We start from the raw sequence: 16,213 nt of genomic DNA, 5'->3' as shown, positions 1-16,213 counted from the left end.
CAATGGCAAAACTATGTGTCGCACGACACTTTGAATTCATTGGAAAAAATGGCGGTTTTTACCAGCTACCCGCCATCATACCCGCCAAAGTGGTGGCTAGTTTCGAATGGCCTATAGACAGCGACGGATTGATACCGGGAAATAACTCGTCAGTTCAAACTGACTATGAGTTACCTGATCGGGTTCAGCCAAATATTCTATCCGTTTACTTTTTTTTGCTGGGCGAAAGACTTCCATACAAGTTCTAAGTTAACTCCTAGGGTCAGGATGTATTATTTTTTGCTGCGCTGCGTGACTCACGGCTCCCAGAACGGAGGGGAGACATGAGCGATCTTTATTGACGAACCGACGCGCAGATGGCGAAGCTTGTCCCATTTTTCCCGAAGTCGCACGGCAAGCCTCGGGTTGATGACACACGGGTGCTGACTGGGATTATCTTCATCAATCGCAATTGTTTGCGCTGGTGAGATGCCCCGGAAGCTTACGGGCCGCACAAAACGCTTTACAGCCGATGGACGCGTTGGAGCGAGAAAGGCATCTTCGCACGGATCATGTCTGGTCTGACCGCCCAGCATGGCGAAGAGACGACAGTCATGATTGACGCAACCTATCTAAGAGCACACCGCATTGCCACCAGTATGGCCGCAAAAAAGGGGGCGTGGCCGCCTGATCGATAGAACCAAGGGTGCCATGAATACCAAGCTGCATGCTATCTGTGATAGCGAGGGTCGCCCGCTCAACCTGTTCGTTACGGCCGGGCAAATCAGTGATTAAATCGGTGCTCGGGCTCTGCTCAGCAGCATACCAAACGTGAATTGGCTTCTCGGGGATCGTGGTTATGACGCCGACTGGTTTCGAGAAGCGTTGAAAGACAAAGGGATACGCGCCTGCATCCCCGGGCGAAAGCAGCGAAAGACGTCTGTCGAGTACGACAAGCGCAGATACAAGCGGCGAAACCGCATTGAGATTGTGTTTGGCAGGCTTAGGGATTGGAGGCGCGTGGCGACACGCTATGACCGTTGTTCCAAGGTCTTCCTATCAGCCATCGCACTCGCGGCAAACCTCATCTACTGGTTACGAATCCTGACCCTAGGTCGTTTTACGATTGTTGCCATTGCCCAAATCTCCTGTGTTGGAGATATCTTTTCCGTTCAAGTGCAGCGGACACAGTTTCATGCGCAGTATAGCAAGAGGTGCTAGTCGCGTAAGACCTTGATACACTGCGGGGAAAGGATGGTGGGTGATGAGAGACTCGAACTCCCGACATCTTCGGTGTAAACGAAGCGCTCTACCAACTGAGCTAATCACCCGTGATGCTGCATTTAGCCAAGCCTGCGAGCAGGTGCAAGAGGGTCTGGAAGATTTTCTTGCGTTCCGTCTTCGGCGGCCGTCCAACGGGGCATCTTGTCAGCCGTAGGCCGAACATGCGGGCGCTCGGGGTGCCTCTCGGGCCGGAAGGTGGGCAGCCCATTTTCGGACAGATCGATGGAAAACGCCTTGCTCAACGTACAACCTATCATGTGTAAATGGCCAAAGGCGCTTGCGCGCCACCGGTGGCGTCCGATATCCCCGGAGAGACTGAAGCAAACCGGTCGGGAGTGTACATGACCCTATCCTTCGCCCGCCGATTTTGGATGGTGGCATTGGTCCTTGGCATGACGGCGTTGGCCCCGATCCGGGCCGGTGCAGAAGGCATTCTGGTCTTTGCAGCGGCCAGCCTCAAGACCGCATTGGACGAAATCGTTGCCGGGTACGGAAACCAAACCGGTCAGAGCGTTTCCGTTTCCTATGCGGCGTCGTCGGTCCTGGCCCGGCAGATTCAGCAAGGTGCGCCTGCGGATGTGTTTGTTTCGGCCAATACGGATTGGATGGATGTGTTGGAGCAGGACGGATTGATCCGGGCAGACTCTCGGGTTGATCTGCTGAGCAACGGCCTGGTTCTGATCGGGGCTGAAGATCATGCGCAAGTGGGTGAAATCCAGCCCGAATATGACCTCAAGGCGGACTTGAAAGACGGCTATCTGGCCATGGCACTGGTCGACGCGGTGCCTGCCGGTATCTATGGCAAAGCTGCATTGCAAAGCCTGAACCAGTGGGAGGCTGTGCGGACACAGGTGGCGCAGGCCGACAATGTGCGCGCTGCGCTGGCTCTGGTGGCGGCTGGGGCCGCGCCGCTTGGGATCGTGTATCAATCAGACGCCAGGGTGGAAGAAAGGGTCCGGATCGTTGCGACATTCCCTGCCGATCTGCATCCACCGATAATTTACCCTGCGGCACTGACCCTCGATGCAAAAGAAGGAGCACACGCCTTTCTTGAACACCTGAAAACGGATGCAGCCACGGCTGTATTTCTGGAGCAGGGATTTACCCTGCCGGTCAGGTGATTGCGTTGGATTGGTTGGGGCCTGCCGAAGTAGAAGCATTGAAGCTCTCATTGCGCGTGTCCTTCTGGGCGACGCTGGCGACTTTGCCGTTTGGTATATTTGTCGCTTATGCTCTGGCGCGTTGGCGGTTTCCCGGACGACAGGTTTTGAACGGTCTGGTGCATTTGCCTTTGATCCTGCCGCCGGTTGTCACCGGATACCTGCTGTTGCTGACTTTCGGCATTCAAGGGCCGCTGGGCCGGTTTCTGGCCGAGTTCGGGATCGTAGTGGCCTTTCGCTGGACAGGCGCGGCCCTTGCCGCCGGGATCATGGCCTTCCCTTTGATGGTCCGGGCGATACGTTTGTCGATCGAAGCGGTGGACCCGAAGCTGGAACAGGCAGGGGCAACTCTGGGCGCGTCGCGTCCGATGGTGTTTTGTACGGTGACCTTGCCGATGATTTTACCGGGTGTCATAGCCGGGGCTATTCTGGCCTTCGCCAAGGCCATGGGTGAATTCGGTGCGACGATTACCTTCGTTTCCAACATCCCAGGTCAGACGCAGACGTTGCCTTCGGCTGTCTACGCCTTTTTGCAGGTCCCGGGCGGCGAGGAGGCCGCGACGCGGCTGGTTCTGATATCGATCGTCATCGCAATGAGCGCGTTGTTGCTGTCGGAGTATGTGGGGCGGCGTGCCGCGGCGCGGGTGGCCGGATCATGAGCCTGTCTGTTCGGTTGCGCCACCAACTGCCGGGGATCGATCTGGACGTCAGTTTTGATGCGCCGCCGGGCGTGACGGTGCTGTTCGGGCGCTCGGGATCGGGCAAGACCACCATCGTCAATGCCGTGGCAGGGTTGTTGCGGCCCCAGGCAGGCCGGGTGGCGGTAGATGGCTGGGTTCTGTTCGACACGGAACAGGGCCTGTGGCTGCCACCGCATCGGCGTCGGTTGGGGTATATTTTTCAGGAAGGGCGGTTGTTCCCCCATCTGACCGTGCGCCAGAACCTTGCCTATGGGCGTTGGTTTGCGCCGAAAAACACACGCCGCGAAGACCCCGGCAGAGTCATCGACATGCTGGGCATCGGTCATCTGCTGGACCGCAGACCTGCCGGGTTGTCAGGCGGTGAGAAACAACGCGTCGCCATCGGGCGGGCCTTGTTGGCAAGCCCGCGATTGATCCTTGCAGATGAACCGCTGGCAGCACTGGATGATGGGCGAAAAGCAGAAATCCTTCCCTATTTCGAGCGTCTCAGGGACGAGGTCTCGGTTCCGATCCTCTATGTGACGCACTCTGCCGCCGAAGTGGCCCGGTTGGCAACATCCGTAGTTGCGTTGCAGGATGGCAAGGCCGTTCGCCACGGGCCCGCATCCGAAATGCTTGCCGACCCGTCAGTGGCCCCTGCGGGAATTCGCGCCGTCGGGGCCGTGTTGCAAGTTCAGGTTGCAAAGCATCATTCCGACGGGCTGACGGAGTTGAACGCCAATGGCGCGCGGCTCTTTCTGCCTCGTATCGCGCATGAGGTCGGGGCAAACTTGCGGATTCGGATACCCGCTCAGGAAGTGATCCTGTCGAACAACAAACCCGAAGGGCTTTCGGCACTGAACGTGCTGGCCGGGACCGTGGACACGATCCGGTCGGGCGAGGGGCCGGGTGCCATCGTGTCGGTAAACACCCCGGCGGGCAATGTGCTTGCGCGGGTTACGCGTCGATCTGTTGCGGCCCTGAACCTGAAACCAGGCAGCACATGTTATGCCGTGATCAAGACGGTTGCATTGGCCCCGCAGGATGTCGGCGGGCGCATTGTGGCCGGCAGCTAGTCGCAGGCGAGGGCGCGGGCTTCGTGTTCGCGCAGTATCAGACGAGCCGCGCGCCCGAACCCGGTGTGACCCGAGATCGGTCTGTCGGGGAATATCGAAGCCAGTTCGCGCAATGCCTCAGAGGACAGCGAATAAAGGGCCTCTTCCCCCAGAAACAGGCTTTCGGCCTGCGCGCCCTCGGCGTTCAGGATCTCATGCCGGTCCAGCAGGACGTGAAGATACTCGACCGTTTGAACCGATGTATCGATGCCGATGCCAGGCCATCCGCACAGGTGTTTGGCGGCAACCAGGGCTTCGGATGCGCCGAAAAGCAGCTCGACTTTCGGGCCTTTGACCAGGATCCTGTGCTGCTGCGACACCAGAAGGTCCCGTGAGGGTTCGTTCGGCCCCAGACTGCCCGCCGAGATACGAACGGGGCGCAAAGCAGGTTCATCGCATAATCGTTCGGGTGGAAACCTGCTGCTTTCGATCCAGCGGATAGGTTGCAGACCGTGATCGGCAGTGGCCACCATATGACCCGCGTCCAGCGTTTCGATCGCAAGCGGGCCGCTTTCAGTTTCGATCAGGGTTCCGGCCGCAAAACAGACGCCCTCGATCCGGATGACCACTTCCACCGGGTCCGGTGTGCCGGTGAATGGAAGGGTGAATGGGCCGGCTTGGGTTGTACCCGAGACGCTGATGAAGAAAGAATCGAAGACGACTTCGCCTTTGTCGAGGCCATCGAAAAATGTCGGGTCGACGGTATAGGTCCACTCTCCTGTGTTCGGGTCGATCGAGGCGGTGCCGTTGGCGGGCTGTGCCGCAATCGTCCAGGTTTGCGTGACCGGATTGAAGTTTCCATTGTCCAGAGTGGGTTGCCCCGTCTCAACGTTGGGTGGAAAACCAGTCACATCCCCGGTCAGTTCGCCTGTGATCGGAACTGAAACCAATTAACCCTCGCCTTGCTGCAACACGCGTTCAAATTCCTTCTTGCGATACAGGCGCATGTGAACCTCGCCCGCTTCATCCCGCGTCCATTCGACAATGCGATTGCGTGTCATGTCACTGTCCATCCGGTTGGTGCGCACACGCGGGTGCGGGATTTCCTGCTTGAGGATATCAACAATTTGGCTGGTCTGTCCAAACGGAGCCACAAGATCAATGATCCAGAAGGATGATCCGCTGGTGAAATCCGTGTCGGAAAGGGGCTTTTCTTTCACCGCATAACGGAATTCGGCTTCGGGGCTGAGCCCGGCGAAGGTGACAAAACCACGGGGGAATCCGTGCTGTCGGAAGATATGGTACTGGCCCAGGCGAAACGGAGTTTCGAACGCGTACAAAACCTGTGCCAGACTGCGTTTCTGATGTGTTTTCGTCAAACCCGCCAGAAAGAACATAGCGCCCAGATCCGCGTATTTTTCCGGCGTGAAATCGAACCAGTCTTTTGGAAACGTCTTGCTCAAAGAGATGCCCAACAGTGTAACGGGAACCAAAAGTCTACAGCGAGTGTACTGCTTTCCTGCAATATGGGTAGAATAAATTCTTTGATGTGGTCAGTGTTGCCGGCTCGTTGGCCTGTCCTGCTTTACTCGCAGGTCGTCCCGACTATGCTATTGGTATCGGACCCTTGTTTCGGGATATCTGGATTATGCGTTCATTCAAGACTTTGGCTGCTGCCGTGCTTTTGTCGATACCTGCGATGGCCGAGGCTGTCGGGTTCGGCCTGTCCGTTCGGCCGCAATTTCGTACGGAAATCACGCCAATGCCGGACGGTGTCTACGAGGTCAAGGCCATCGGATCCTCAGCGCCCGTTAATTATTGGTGTGGAATTGGGGATTACGCGATCCGTAGTCTGGGCGTGCCAAACAACCAACGGATCTATATCTGGCGCGCCTATGAACCCGGCGTCCGGACCGTGCAATTCTCGCTGACCCCGCCGCCGGGGGCGGATACCAAGCCGGGATATTCCATCACCGTCAGGAAAGTCGGGGCCAACATGTCGGCGTCGTCGGCGCAGAACTACTGCTATGACAACTTCATCATGGACACGTTCTGAGGGTCAAATCCATTTCGCCATTGGTGGCAGGCTCATCAGAACCGCGTCCGGATCATGTCCGGTTTCCAGTCCGAATTTGGTGCCGCGGTCATAGACCAGATTGTATTCCGCATACAGACCGCGATGCACCAGCTGGGTGTCTTTGTCGGCGTCCGAGAAACCCTGTACGCGCCTTTTTTCAACCAATGGCACAAAAGCGGGCAGGAAAGCCCGACCGATATCCTGGGTCAGGGCGAAATCGGCCTGCCAGTCTCCGGTGCAATAATCATCCATGAAAATACCGCCTACGCCGCGTGCGCGTTTGCGGTGGGGAATATAGAAATATTCGTCCGCCCACTCTTTCAGGCGTGGATAATGTCCGAGGCCATGCGGGTCCAGATGAGCCTTTTGGGTATCATGGAAATGCGCCGAGTCGTCATCATATTCGATACAGGGGTTCAGATCCGATCCGCCGCCGAACCACCAGGCGTGTGGGGTCCAGAACATCCGAGTGTTCATATGCACCGCCGGGACATGCGGGTTCTGCATATGCGCCACGAGACTGATCCCCGAGGCCCAGAAACGCGGGTCTTCGGTCATCCCGGGAATGCCTTTGCGTGCTGCCATCGCCTTTTGTGCACGCTCGCCCAGGGTCCCGTAAACTGTCGAGACATTGACCCCGACCTTTTCAAACACTCGCCCGCCGCGCATCACGGACATCAGACCGCCCCCTGCGTCAGAGCCGTCCTCGGACTGGCGTTTGGTTTCCTTGACTTCAAAGCGGCCGGGCTTTGCGTCGGAAAACGGGCCGGTGTCGTGGCTGTCCTCCAATGCTTCGAATGCGGCAACGATGTTGTCGCGCAATTGGCGGAACCAGGCAGAGGCGGAGTTTTTTTCTGTTTCGAACATGGGTCTCAATGCGCAGGTGCGGCAACAGGGTCAAGCAATGTGCGGCCGCCATCGATTGTCAGGATCTGGCCGGTGATGAATCCGGCTGCATCCGATGCCAGATACTGCGCGGTTTCCGTCAATTCAGTGGCCGACGCGATACGGGCAAGCGGTGTGTGCTTTTCGATATCGTCGCGGAATTCTCGGTTCTCTCTCAGCGTCGATTGCAGTGATGCACTCATGACCGAGCCGAGCGCAATCGAATTGACCCGGATGCGGTTCGGCGCCAACGCCACGGCCAGTGAACGTGTCATCTGGTCCAGCGCGGCGGTCGACACGGAATAGGCCATCAGGTCGGGATGCGTGCGGCGGGCCGCGATGGATGACAGGTTGATGATCGACCCGGCAGGATTTTCATCGTCATCCCCGGCCTGTTTGATCATACGCTTTGCGACCAACTGGCTGAGCCGCAGCGCAGGCATCAGGTTCTGATTCAGCAAGGTACGCATCGAGTCGTCATCGGGATCAAGCGGATCAGACTGGATCACCTGGCGCGCGCCGTTGATCAGAATATCCACCTGATCAAACGCATCCAGTGTTGCCGACAGCAAATTGGCAATGGTCAGCTTTTCGCGCAGGTCGCCTGCGAAATAACGAATATTGCCGTCTTCTGCCTGTTCCCCAAGCTCATCGATCAGACGTTTTTCATCTATATCGGCGAACATGACATTTGCGCCCGCGTCCGCGAAATGCCGACCTATGGCCAGCCCGATGCCATTGGCCCCGCCTGTAACGATTGCTGTCTTGCCTGCGATGGAAAAGGACATCCGAATCCTCCTGAATTGGGGGCAGGTTAGCTGGCCTTATCGCCGAGGGCGAGAGGCCTCAAACACCTTGAACCGGTTGTCGCCGGCGGCTTCATCGACCCGAGCGAAGTGTTCGTTCAGAGTGGTTTCATAGGGAAGGTGGCGATTGGCGACCATCCATAGGGTTCCGTTGCGCGTCAGATTGCGTGCCGCTGCAGCGATGAAGCCCTGCCCCAGCGTGGGGTCGGCACTGCGTGAGGTGTGAAACGGGGGGTTCATTACAACCGTGTCCAATGGCTCTGGCGCAGACCAGGTGACGGCGTCAGCCCAATAAAACCGGGCCTTGGGGTCAGAAGCGTTGATGCGCGCGCAGGCAAGGGCCGTGTGATCTGCTTCGACAAGATGCACGGATTTTAGGTTGTCGCGTTTCAAAAGTTCCGCGCTCAGATACCCCCACCCGGCACCCAGATCGGCCACGCGCGGCCCCAGCTTGGCAGGCAAGGCGTTCAGCAACATGGCCGAAGCGGGATCGATCCCATCCGCTGAAAACACACCCGGTGCCGTGTGGTTCCCATCGACGATCTGCGTCTTTGGCGCAGCCCAATCTGCAAAGCTCTGCGGGTCAGCCTGAAACCAGAAGATTTTCCCGTGTGCCTTGGACAGAGGCCCTTCGACCGAAACCCTTTTGCGAACATCTTTCAGAATGCTGTCCACGCCATCGGTTTTTGCGCCATCTATCACGACAACGCCGCGGGCTCGTGAGCTGGCCAGATGGATCATCGCCCGTGCAAGCGCCTTGGCCCGCGGCAAAAACACAATTGCATCCTCGCAGCGGTCTTCTGTCTCGGGCACCGTGTCAAAGCCTTGCGCGGCAAAATGGTCGTAAAAAGGTTTGAACGGCTGCACCACCTGCGCCGCATGGGGAAGCGCCGACAGATCATGAGCTGGAACGGGGCAGATCACGCTGAGGGGAGATGACAGCGACAGGCCGTTCTGCAATGCAAGTTCCAGGCGAGGGGACATGGGCAATTCCGGCAAATATGGGTGAGGGTCAGGCGAAAAGCCTTATTCTTCGCGTTCCATGGTGCATTGCAGCGGGTGCTGGTGCCTGCGGGCGAAATCCATAACCTGGCCAACTTTGGTCTCGGCAATTTCATGGCTGAAGACCCCGACGACGGCCACACCTTTCTTATGCACGGTCAGCATGATCTCGAATGCTTCTGCATGGGTCATGCCGAAGAAACGTTCCAGAACATGAACCACGAATTCCATCGGCGTGTAATCGTCGTTCAGCAACAGCACCTTGTACAGAGGCGGACGCTTGGTTTTTGGGCGCGTCTGCACCAGAACGGACGCGTCGCTGTCGTCGTCCGGTTCGTCAGACATCATCCAGGTCTTTTCCAGCATCGTAGGCAACTGTCCGATTCAGTTTTGGGGTTTATCTTCGCGCTTATATAACGTGGGGATGGCCGGTGAAAAGAGCAAGCGGACGTAAACGAGATGACTGACAAGCTGACGACAATCGGTTTCGATGCGGATGATACCCTGTGGCACAATGAGCGCTTTTTTCAGCTGACGCAGGCGCATTTTGCCCAGTTGCTGGCCGATCATGCCGACCAGGATCATCTGATGGAGCGGCTTCTTGCAGCCGAAAAGCGCAACATTCGACACTATGGCTACGGCATCAAGGGCTTTGTTCTGTCGATGATCGAAACCGCTCTCGAGGTCACGGATGACCGTGTGCCGGCCTCGGTCATTCGCCAATTGATCGAAGCCGGGCAAGAGATGCTGGCCTATCCGATCGAGCTGTTGCCCCATGCCCGCGACGCGGTGGAAGGCATGACAGGCTTGTGCCGGGTTGTCTTGATTACCAAAGGGGACCTGATCGACCAGGAACGCAAACTGGCTCAGTCGGGTCTGGGCGATCTGTTCGACGCAGTGGAAATCGTGTCTGAAAAGACCCCCGAAACTTACCGGTCGATATTTGAGCGGCATGGTGATGGCCCGGCGCGCGCGATGATGGTTGGCAATTCCATGCGATCTGACGTTGTGGCTCCGATCCAGGCAGGAAGCTGGGGGGTTCATGTCCCGCACGGCCTTATCTGGGAGGTGGAGCATGCTGAAGCCCCGGTCGACAGTCCCCGATTCCGGGAGTTGAGGGATTTAGGCGGTCTGGCCGATCTGGTGCACAGCCTGAAGTGATGTTGCCTTTTGGCCGCAGTTCCACGAAAACCCTGCCGGGTGTTGTCCAAGTTCTGCCTCAATCGCGCATCTGGTGGGCTCAGGGCAGTATTTGTCTAGATATAGCCCAGTTTGGGCAACCTAACGAAACCGCGAAATGCTCAGCTTTCGGTTTATTTCACCAAGTCTCTGTGATAGTGTTTACGATAATAAAATAATTTTTGCTGACCGGGAAAACCCGGCGGCGCGAGGCAGACAGAGGCAAAAATCGTGCAGATTCGGCGGACAGTTCCGGCCCGAATGGGCTTTTTTCTCATAATGTTGCTATGTGTGCTGGCGTTTGCGCCGCTCAGGTCCATGGCGGCACCTTACGCAGCGATGGTGATTGATGCCCGAACCGGAGAGGTTCTGCATTCGCGCAATGCTGACACAAGGCTTCACCCGGCATCGCTGACCAAGATGATGACGCTTTATATCGCGTTCGAAGCGGTGCGGAATGGTGAGATCACGCTGGATACCCCGGTTCGGATCACCAAAAAGGCGGCAGCCGAGCCACCGTCGAAGCTGGGGCTGCGTGCTGGTCAGACAATTGCTTTTCGCTATCTTATCCGCGCGGCCGCTGTGAAATCGGCCAATGATGCCGCCACGGCCATCGGTATTGCCCTCAGCGGATCCGAGGCAGCTTTTGCGCGCCGGATGACGCGAACCGCCAAGGCGATGGGGATGAGCCGCACGACCTTCAAGAACGCCCATGGTTTGACTGAGGCGGGGCATCTTTCGACCGCACGTGACATGACCACGCTGGGTCGGCATCTGCTGTATGACTATCCACAATACTACAACCTGTTCTCACGCCAATCGACCTATGCAGGGATAAAAACAGTTCCCAACACCAACCGTCGCCTGCTGGCAGCCTACAAAGGCGCTGATGGCATCAAAACAGGGTACACCCGAGCGGCTGGGTTCAATCTTGTGGCATCGGCTAAACGCAAGAATGAACGCATCATCGCCACCGTCTTTGGCGGAAAATCTGGCGCCTCTCGGAATGCCAAGGTTGCCGAGCTTCTGGATTTGGGTTTCCGCCGTGCACCGTCGCGTGCGCCCATTCGCAAACCTGCGCGCCCGGCTTATGCAGGAAATACCGGATTGGGTACCGGGACGCAGGTCGCCAGCGTGAGCGGGGCACCAAAATCCAGTTTGCGCCCGGTTCGGCGACCCTCCGCGTCGACGCAAGTCGCAAGCGCGGTTGCTGTGACAGCTGATGAGAATCGCGACCGCATCACCAGCGCTATCGCGGCGGCCATTGCAGAAGCGGATATCGCGCCAACCGCACCGCCTGTAGAAACATCCGACACCCGTCCGGCATTGCGCCCCGAAAATCTGGTTCTGGCTTCGACGGATTCCACCAAACAGCCCGAGCCTGAACAGGAGGTCGTCACTCGGCTGTCTTCGTCAGGTGGGCACCTGTGGGGGGTCAATGTGGGTCGTTATACCACGCGGTATGAGGCCGAGAAGGTTCTGCTGAAAACCGCTTTGTCGGAAATGACCACACTGGAAGGCACGCTGCGCAAGGTCAACCAAAGCGCGCGTGGGTTTGACGCAACCTTTCAGGGCATGACCCGCGAACAGGCGGATCTGGCCTGTCGCCGTTTGCAGGCCCGCAACGTCACCTGTTTCATGATCGGGCCATCATAAGGTTCGGCATATTCTCTCCTGAATGGGTCTGGGCTGCGGTATTCCGCAGCCCTTTTTTCAATCGAAAACGTGACCGTGCTGGTATTGTTCATCCTGTCCGGCGGCGGCTGTCAGGGCGGCGACATTGTCCTTGGTGAAGAACCCATCATATTTGTGGCACCGCTCGATATACTCGGTAATCAGCAGGGTATGCTTGGAGTGTTTCGAGAAGATCTGTTTCAGGTTCGGATCGTCTTTGCACTCACCCACCACATGGGCCAGGAACGGCACACCCTTGTCCTTCAGGGTGGTCACAACGAAATCGACGTTCTTTTCCCCGGCGCCGTGATCGCCATCCTGAATCTCGACGGCCATGTGATGCAGACGACGGCCAAAATTGCGCACGAAATCCTCGGTCGGCATCGGCAGTTTGGCGAAAGAGTTGACGAAGGATGGCGTGTTGTTTGCGGTGAATACCTTGGCCGGAGATTTTTTGTCATCGTCTACGCCGCCGTTGCGGTTCACGTTGGTCGATGAGTTCATGTCGAATATGTTGTAAGCGCCCCAGAAATAATAGGGCACCATGGTCAGAAACTCGAGGATCGCATCCTCGCGCTCGCCCGCCAATACCCGCGTCGCAAGATGGTCGATTCCCAGCATCAGCGGGGCGATTTTGCTTTCGGTTCCGAAAGCGGCGGCCTGTTCCAGACGGGCCTGTTCCGTGTCGCTCAGCAACACGCGATCCCCAAGGCCCAGACTATCTGTGTCGTTGAAGTCGTGGGTCGAATACCCGACGCGGTTGCAGGTGAAATCGGACGGGGTGGTGAATCGGAACCCGTCCGATGTGTAGAACGGGTTCTCGGTATCTCCGGGATATTCGAACCGTATGTTCTGATCCTCAAGTGCATGGGTCAGCGTGTCCAGATCGCGGGCTGCGTATACCTCGCCTACATAGCGCGTCTGCGGTGTGTTGCGCGCCAGTGGATACATGCGATTGATGCGGGGGATGAAATCTTCAAACCCGGGGCTGAGCGGCGCCATCAGGATCAGCGCGGGATAGTCGGGATGTGAGTGCAGAACCGAGAATCTGTGGGTCCGTCCCAGATAGCTGGCGGTGTGCCGATAGGGTGTCATCACGTAAAGCTCGACCATCGTGTCGAACGCCGCGTCGGGTTCGACCTGAATGATGATGGCCCGCATCGCGCCGACCTGATCTGCAATGCCCGAGCTTGTCCGGCGTTCGTAAATCTTCGGAAGGTATTCATTGAAGAAATCCGAGTTCTTCTTGTCGCCCCGGGGCTGATAAGACATCAGATCAAATGACATTCCAAGACCTCCTTGCTCTTGCCCGCCATGGGTCAAGGCATTGTTTGAAATTGTAGTATTCAGAATATACGTTTGCCCGCCATGCTAGGCGCTGAGGCCTGTACGGGCAACAGTCGTGAATTTGGGTTGCCGACGTTAACCCATGATGTTCAGCGGGTGAATTTCGTGACCTCGACACCGCCCCCGATCAGGCTTTCGCGAACAGAGCGGGCGATCTGCACCGCGGTTGGTCCGTCCCCATGCAGGCAGATTGTGTCAATCGATGTTTCCAGCCGCTTGCCGCTTTCGGTGATGATCGCGCCTTCGCGGACCATGTTCAGGATGCGTGGCCCTGCGACATCCGCGTCATGGATCACCGCGCCTGGCAGGCTGCGGTCAACCAATGTTCCGTCGTCATTGTAGGCGCGGTCGGCAAAAATCTCGCCCACCCATTTGCAGCCCAGCTCGCGCACGGCGTCTTCCTGTTTCGTCACGGCAAGTACCATCACGATGATGTCGGGATCGACGTCCAGCGCGCCCTGATAGCAGGCCCGCGCCATATCGATATCGACCGAACACATATTGGCCAGTGCGCCGTGCAGCTTTAGATGGCGAACTCTGGTGCCAACCGCTTTGGCCATGCCCATGGCTGCGCCCAACTGATACCGCACCAGATTGCGGAGGGTGTCCTGAGACAGCTTCATGTTCCGGCGGCCAAAGCCTTGCAGGTCGGGAAACCCGGGATGAGCCCCGATACCGACACCATTCTCGGCTGCCAGCTTCATTGTCGATGCCATTACATCCGGATCACCCGCATGAAAGCCACAAGCAATATTGGCCGAGGTGATGATCTTCAGAAGGCTTTCGTCGTCGCCCATTTTCCATGGGCCAAAGCTTTCCCCCATATCGGCATTCAGATCGACGCTTGGCATCGGCACATCTCCTTAGTCGGTGGCAGAGATCACTCCGCTGATCAATTGGTAGGACAGCAAGTCCGGGATGTCATGCGGGTTACGCACCAACGCTTCGACTTTTGAGGGCAGGCGGGCAAGATCCGCCATGAATGCCGCGTGCAATTCGGTGGCTTGCTCCATGCTGACAAATTCGAACGTGATCGCTCCGCCGGCGGGTGTCTGCGCTGCGCGGGGCATGTCGCAGGGCAAAACGGTCGCGATGCGGGGATACCCTCCTGTGGTCTGGCATTCAGGCAGCAGGATGAACGGATCTCCGGTTCCGGTCATCTGGATGTCGCCCGGGGTAATAACCTCGGACAAGATGTTCAGTTGGCCAGTGGCCGCAAACCCGTCGCCGTCACTGTTCACTTGCATCCCCATCCGGTTGGCGCGTGCGCCACGATGGAATGAGGTGCGCGCAAACCGATCAAGCGTTGCGTCATCAAACAAGGACGTCTGGAAGCTGGCGACGACACGCAGAACGCCGCCCGAGAAGCGTTCGGAAGGGGGCAGTTTCAAACCAGCGTCGCCTGCATCCGCGCCACAGGTCAGCCGGTCGCCCGGCTTCACAGCTCTCCCGATCCGTGCCGTCAGGTGCGCGGATCGAGATCCCAGAAAAACCTCTGAATCGATACCGCCTCCCAAATGAAGATAGCCGTAATTGCCTTGCAGAAGCGCACCGATGACCAGCCGTTGTCCGGGTTCGAGGTGATGCGAGGCATTCCAGGCCACGGGGCTGCCATCAATGCTGGCCTGCATCCGCGCACCGGTCAATGCGATGCGCATGCTCTGTGTGGCCTCGAACGTGCCACCCATTCCGGCCATTTCCAGTGCAGCAAGTTCCGGGCTCTGGCCCAGCAATGCGGCGCCTTCATGAAGGGCCAGTGTGTCGACGGCCCCGGACCGGGAAAGGCCCTGGTCCAGATAACCTGTGCGCCCCTGATCCTGGATGGTGCAAGCCGGGCCGATCTGGTGAACGATCAGGCTCATGGCGCAATCTCCTCGCAGGTTGCTCCGCCGGTGCCATCTTCGTTTTTGGCTCTGATATGTTCCAGGTCTTCGCGGGAAACGGGTTCGAATATCAGTTCATCCCCAGGCTTGAGGGCGAATGCCTCGGTCGTCTCGGGCCGGAAACACCGAAAAGCCGTCTGCCCGACGTGCCGCCAGCCGGTTGGCGTTGGTCCGGAAAACAGGACAAACTGAGATATTGCAAGAACCAGAGCGCCTTCGGGCACCATGGGGGTCAGATTTTGCAGCCGCGGAATGTTGAACTCGGGGGGCAATGGCCCAAGGTAGGGTTGCCCGGGGGCGAACCCTATCGTCAAAACCCGCACGCGGGACTGGCCAAGCCGCCGTATCGCTTCTTCCGGCGCGAGACCGGCAGCAGCAGCGGCATCGTCCAGCTGGGGCGCAAGGTCAGTGCCATAGACCGTCGGAATTCGCCACAGCCTGCGGCCTGTTGGAAGTGGTGTGCTGTACCAGTCCTTTTGGTCGACGAGGTCCTGAAGCTTGTGCAGCATCTGTTGGTGGGTGGTCCGTTGCGTATCGAACCGGACATATGCCGAGGCCAGCGTGGCAGAAGACTCCGTGACCTCTGCCCATTGAAGCCGATCCAGTTCAGATCGAAAGGCCAGCGCCGCTCGGTTCGCTGTCTCAGACATCGTGTCCGCAAATGTGACAAGCGCACCGTCAAATCCGACGGTTCTGACCAGTGGGAACGTAAGGTGACGCGTCATACCTGTCTCGCTGAAGAAGCCGAAAACGAATGTCCGAGACCAGAACCCATCCCGGTGGGATGTTCAAGATAGGTGTTCAGAATGTTGGCGCGCTCAAGGTGTGGTCGGAATCATGTGGGTCGCCCCGGCATGACGCGGTTCAAAATCTGGCTTTCGAGGTTTTCAATGCGGATTCTGGCAGAGTCCCGAGTCGATTCACGGACTTGAGTCGCGCGGCCTTGTGTTCAGTGTTGCTCGATTCCCTATATATAGTAGTGCCACCTTGCGTCTGCTGGGTTGTGTTGTGGCCATCCGATGGAGAGAGCCCCGACTGACACAGGAGAGGTGAGTTTCTTAGTCTTATAACATATTGGTTTTATTAGATTATACTGGAATCTTCAAAAAAATGCTCTGCGACGTCATTTTCTGCTTGCGGGATTTGTTTGTTATACTTAGAACCCCCTTCACCGGCGCTGCTGAGGCGGTGCTGACGGGTCG

At 57.7% G+C, this 16,213-nt stretch carries 16 protein-coding genes, 1 tRNA gene and 1 pseudogene; 7 read left to right on the top strand and 11 right to left on the bottom strand.

The features are described 5' to 3' along the window. Positions 1–356: 356 nt before the first annotated feature. Positions 357–1,077, top strand: a pseudogene (locus GOW31_RS21470) (IS5 family transposase); the annotation flags it as partial. A 157-nt stretch (positions 1,078–1,234) separates the two neighbouring features. Here GOW31_RS21470 and GOW31_RS21465 read toward each other — a convergent pair. Continuing rightward, positions 1,235–1,310 (bottom strand) — tRNA-Val (locus GOW31_RS21465). A gap of 294 nt (positions 1,311–1,604) precedes the next feature. On the opposite strand from GOW31_RS21465, the gene modA reads away from it, so the two are divergent. Genes modA through modC form a run of 3 tightly spaced genes read left to right on the top strand, consistent with a single transcriptional unit; the run spans position 1,605 to position 4,179 of the window. Further along, positions 1,605–2,384 (top strand): molybdate ABC transporter substrate-binding protein, encoded by a 780-nt coding sequence (gene modA, locus GOW31_RS21460; RefSeq protein ID WP_254441788.1) that lies wholly within the window; start codon positions 1,605–1,607, stop codon positions 2,382–2,384. Positions 2,385–2,389: 5 nt separating this feature from the next. After that, positions 2,390–3,082 (top strand): molybdate ABC transporter permease subunit, encoded by a 693-nt coding sequence (modB, locus tag GOW31_RS21455; protein ID WP_171121009.1) that lies wholly within the window; start codon positions 2,390–2,392, stop codon positions 3,080–3,082. After that, positions 3,079–4,179, top strand: a complete 1,101-nt coding sequence (modC, locus tag GOW31_RS21450) for a molybdenum ABC transporter ATP-binding protein (protein WP_171172749.1) — start codon at positions 3,079–3,081, stop codon at positions 4,177–4,179. The genes modB and modC overlap by 4 nt, the downstream gene beginning before the upstream one ends. On the opposite strand, the gene GOW31_RS21445 is transcribed toward modC, so the two are convergent. Together GOW31_RS21445 and GOW31_RS21440 are read right to left on the bottom strand one after the other, a co-directional pair. Beyond that, entirely contained in the window at positions 4,176–5,108 is a 933-nt protein-coding gene (locus tag GOW31_RS21445) for a Hint domain-containing protein (RefSeq protein ID WP_171172748.1), read from the bottom strand. The two genes, modC and GOW31_RS21445, sit on opposite strands and share 4 nt — an antisense overlap. Next, a complete protein-coding gene (locus GOW31_RS21440) occupies positions 5,109–5,621 on the bottom strand; it encodes a toxin-activating lysine-acyltransferase (protein ID WP_171172747.1) in 513 nt (170 codons plus the stop codon). Positions 5,622–5,806: 185 nt separating this feature from the next. Here GOW31_RS21440 and GOW31_RS21435 point away from each other — a divergent pair, with 185 nt between their 5' ends. Continuing rightward, entirely contained in the window at positions 5,807–6,214 is a 408-nt protein-coding gene (locus GOW31_RS21435) for a hypothetical protein (protein WP_152456982.1), read from the top strand. A 3-nt stretch (positions 6,215–6,217) separates the two neighbouring features. Here the strand turns inward: GOW31_RS21435 and hemF are convergent, their stop codons facing one another. Genes hemF through clpS form a run of 4 tightly spaced genes read right to left on the bottom strand, consistent with a single transcriptional unit; the run spans position 6,218 to position 9,294 of the window. Continuing rightward, entirely contained in the window at positions 6,218–7,102 is an 885-nt protein-coding gene (gene hemF, locus GOW31_RS21430) for an oxygen-dependent coproporphyrinogen oxidase (RefSeq protein ID WP_171172746.1), read from the bottom strand. Positions 7,103–7,107: 5 nt separating this feature from the next. Further along, complete coding sequence (locus GOW31_RS21425; RefSeq protein WP_171172745.1) at positions 7,108–7,908, bottom strand: SDR family NAD(P)-dependent oxidoreductase; 801 nt, start codon at positions 7,906–7,908, stop codon at positions 7,108–7,110. Positions 7,909–7,944: 36 nt separating this feature from the next. Beyond that, on the bottom strand, positions 7,945–8,910 hold the full coding sequence (locus GOW31_RS21420; protein ID WP_171172744.1) for a class I SAM-dependent methyltransferase: 966 nt from the start codon (positions 8,908–8,910) through the stop codon (positions 7,945–7,947). A 42-nt stretch (positions 8,911–8,952) separates the two neighbouring features. Further along, positions 8,953–9,294 (bottom strand): ATP-dependent Clp protease adapter ClpS, encoded by a 342-nt coding sequence (gene clpS / locus GOW31_RS21415; protein ID WP_152456986.1) that lies wholly within the window; start codon positions 9,292–9,294, stop codon positions 8,953–8,955. A gap of 93 nt (positions 9,295–9,387) precedes the next feature. Here clpS and GOW31_RS21410 point away from each other — a divergent pair, with 93 nt between their 5' ends. Continuing rightward, complete coding sequence (locus GOW31_RS21410) at positions 9,388–10,089, top strand: HAD family hydrolase (RefSeq protein ID WP_171172743.1); 702 nt, start codon at positions 9,388–9,390, stop codon at positions 10,087–10,089. Between the two features lie 279 nt (positions 10,090–10,368). Next, positions 10,369–11,763 (top strand): D-alanyl-D-alanine carboxypeptidase family protein, encoded by a 1,395-nt coding sequence (locus tag GOW31_RS21405; RefSeq protein ID WP_171172742.1) that lies wholly within the window; start codon positions 10,369–10,371, stop codon positions 11,761–11,763. A gap of 57 nt (positions 11,764–11,820) precedes the next feature. Here GOW31_RS21405 and GOW31_RS21400 read toward each other — a convergent pair whose 3' ends face one another. From GOW31_RS21400 to GOW31_RS21385, 4 genes are all read right to left on the bottom strand, one after another. Beyond that, entirely contained in the window at positions 11,821–13,068 is a 1,248-nt protein-coding gene (locus GOW31_RS21400) for a hypothetical protein (RefSeq protein ID WP_171172741.1), read from the bottom strand. A gap of 149 nt (positions 13,069–13,217) precedes the next feature. Beyond that, positions 13,218–13,979 carry a LamB/YcsF family protein gene (locus GOW31_RS21395; RefSeq protein WP_171172740.1) on the bottom strand — a complete coding sequence of 254 codons (762 nt, stop codon included), beginning with the start codon at positions 13,977–13,979 and terminating at the stop codon, positions 13,218–13,220. 12 nt (positions 13,980–13,991) lie between these two features. Next, positions 13,992–14,990, bottom strand: coding sequence for a biotin-dependent carboxyltransferase family protein (locus tag GOW31_RS21390; protein ID WP_171172739.1), 999 nt, complete (start codon positions 14,988–14,990; stop codon positions 13,992–13,994). Then, positions 14,987–15,736 carry an allophanate hydrolase subunit 1 gene (locus GOW31_RS21385; protein WP_171172738.1) on the bottom strand — a complete coding sequence of 250 codons (750 nt, stop codon included), beginning with the start codon at positions 15,734–15,736 and terminating at the stop codon, positions 14,987–14,989. The genes GOW31_RS21390 and GOW31_RS21385 overlap by 4 nt, the downstream gene beginning before the upstream one ends. Positions 15,737–16,213: the final 477 nt, after the last annotated feature.

The sequence above is a fragment of the Ruegeria sp. HKCCA0370 genome (genome assembly GCF_013033705.1).
Taxonomy (GTDB): Bacteria; Pseudomonadota; Alphaproteobacteria; order Rhodobacterales; family Rhodobacteraceae; genus Ruegeria.
This window is presented reverse-complemented; position numbering and strand designations above follow the sequence as displayed.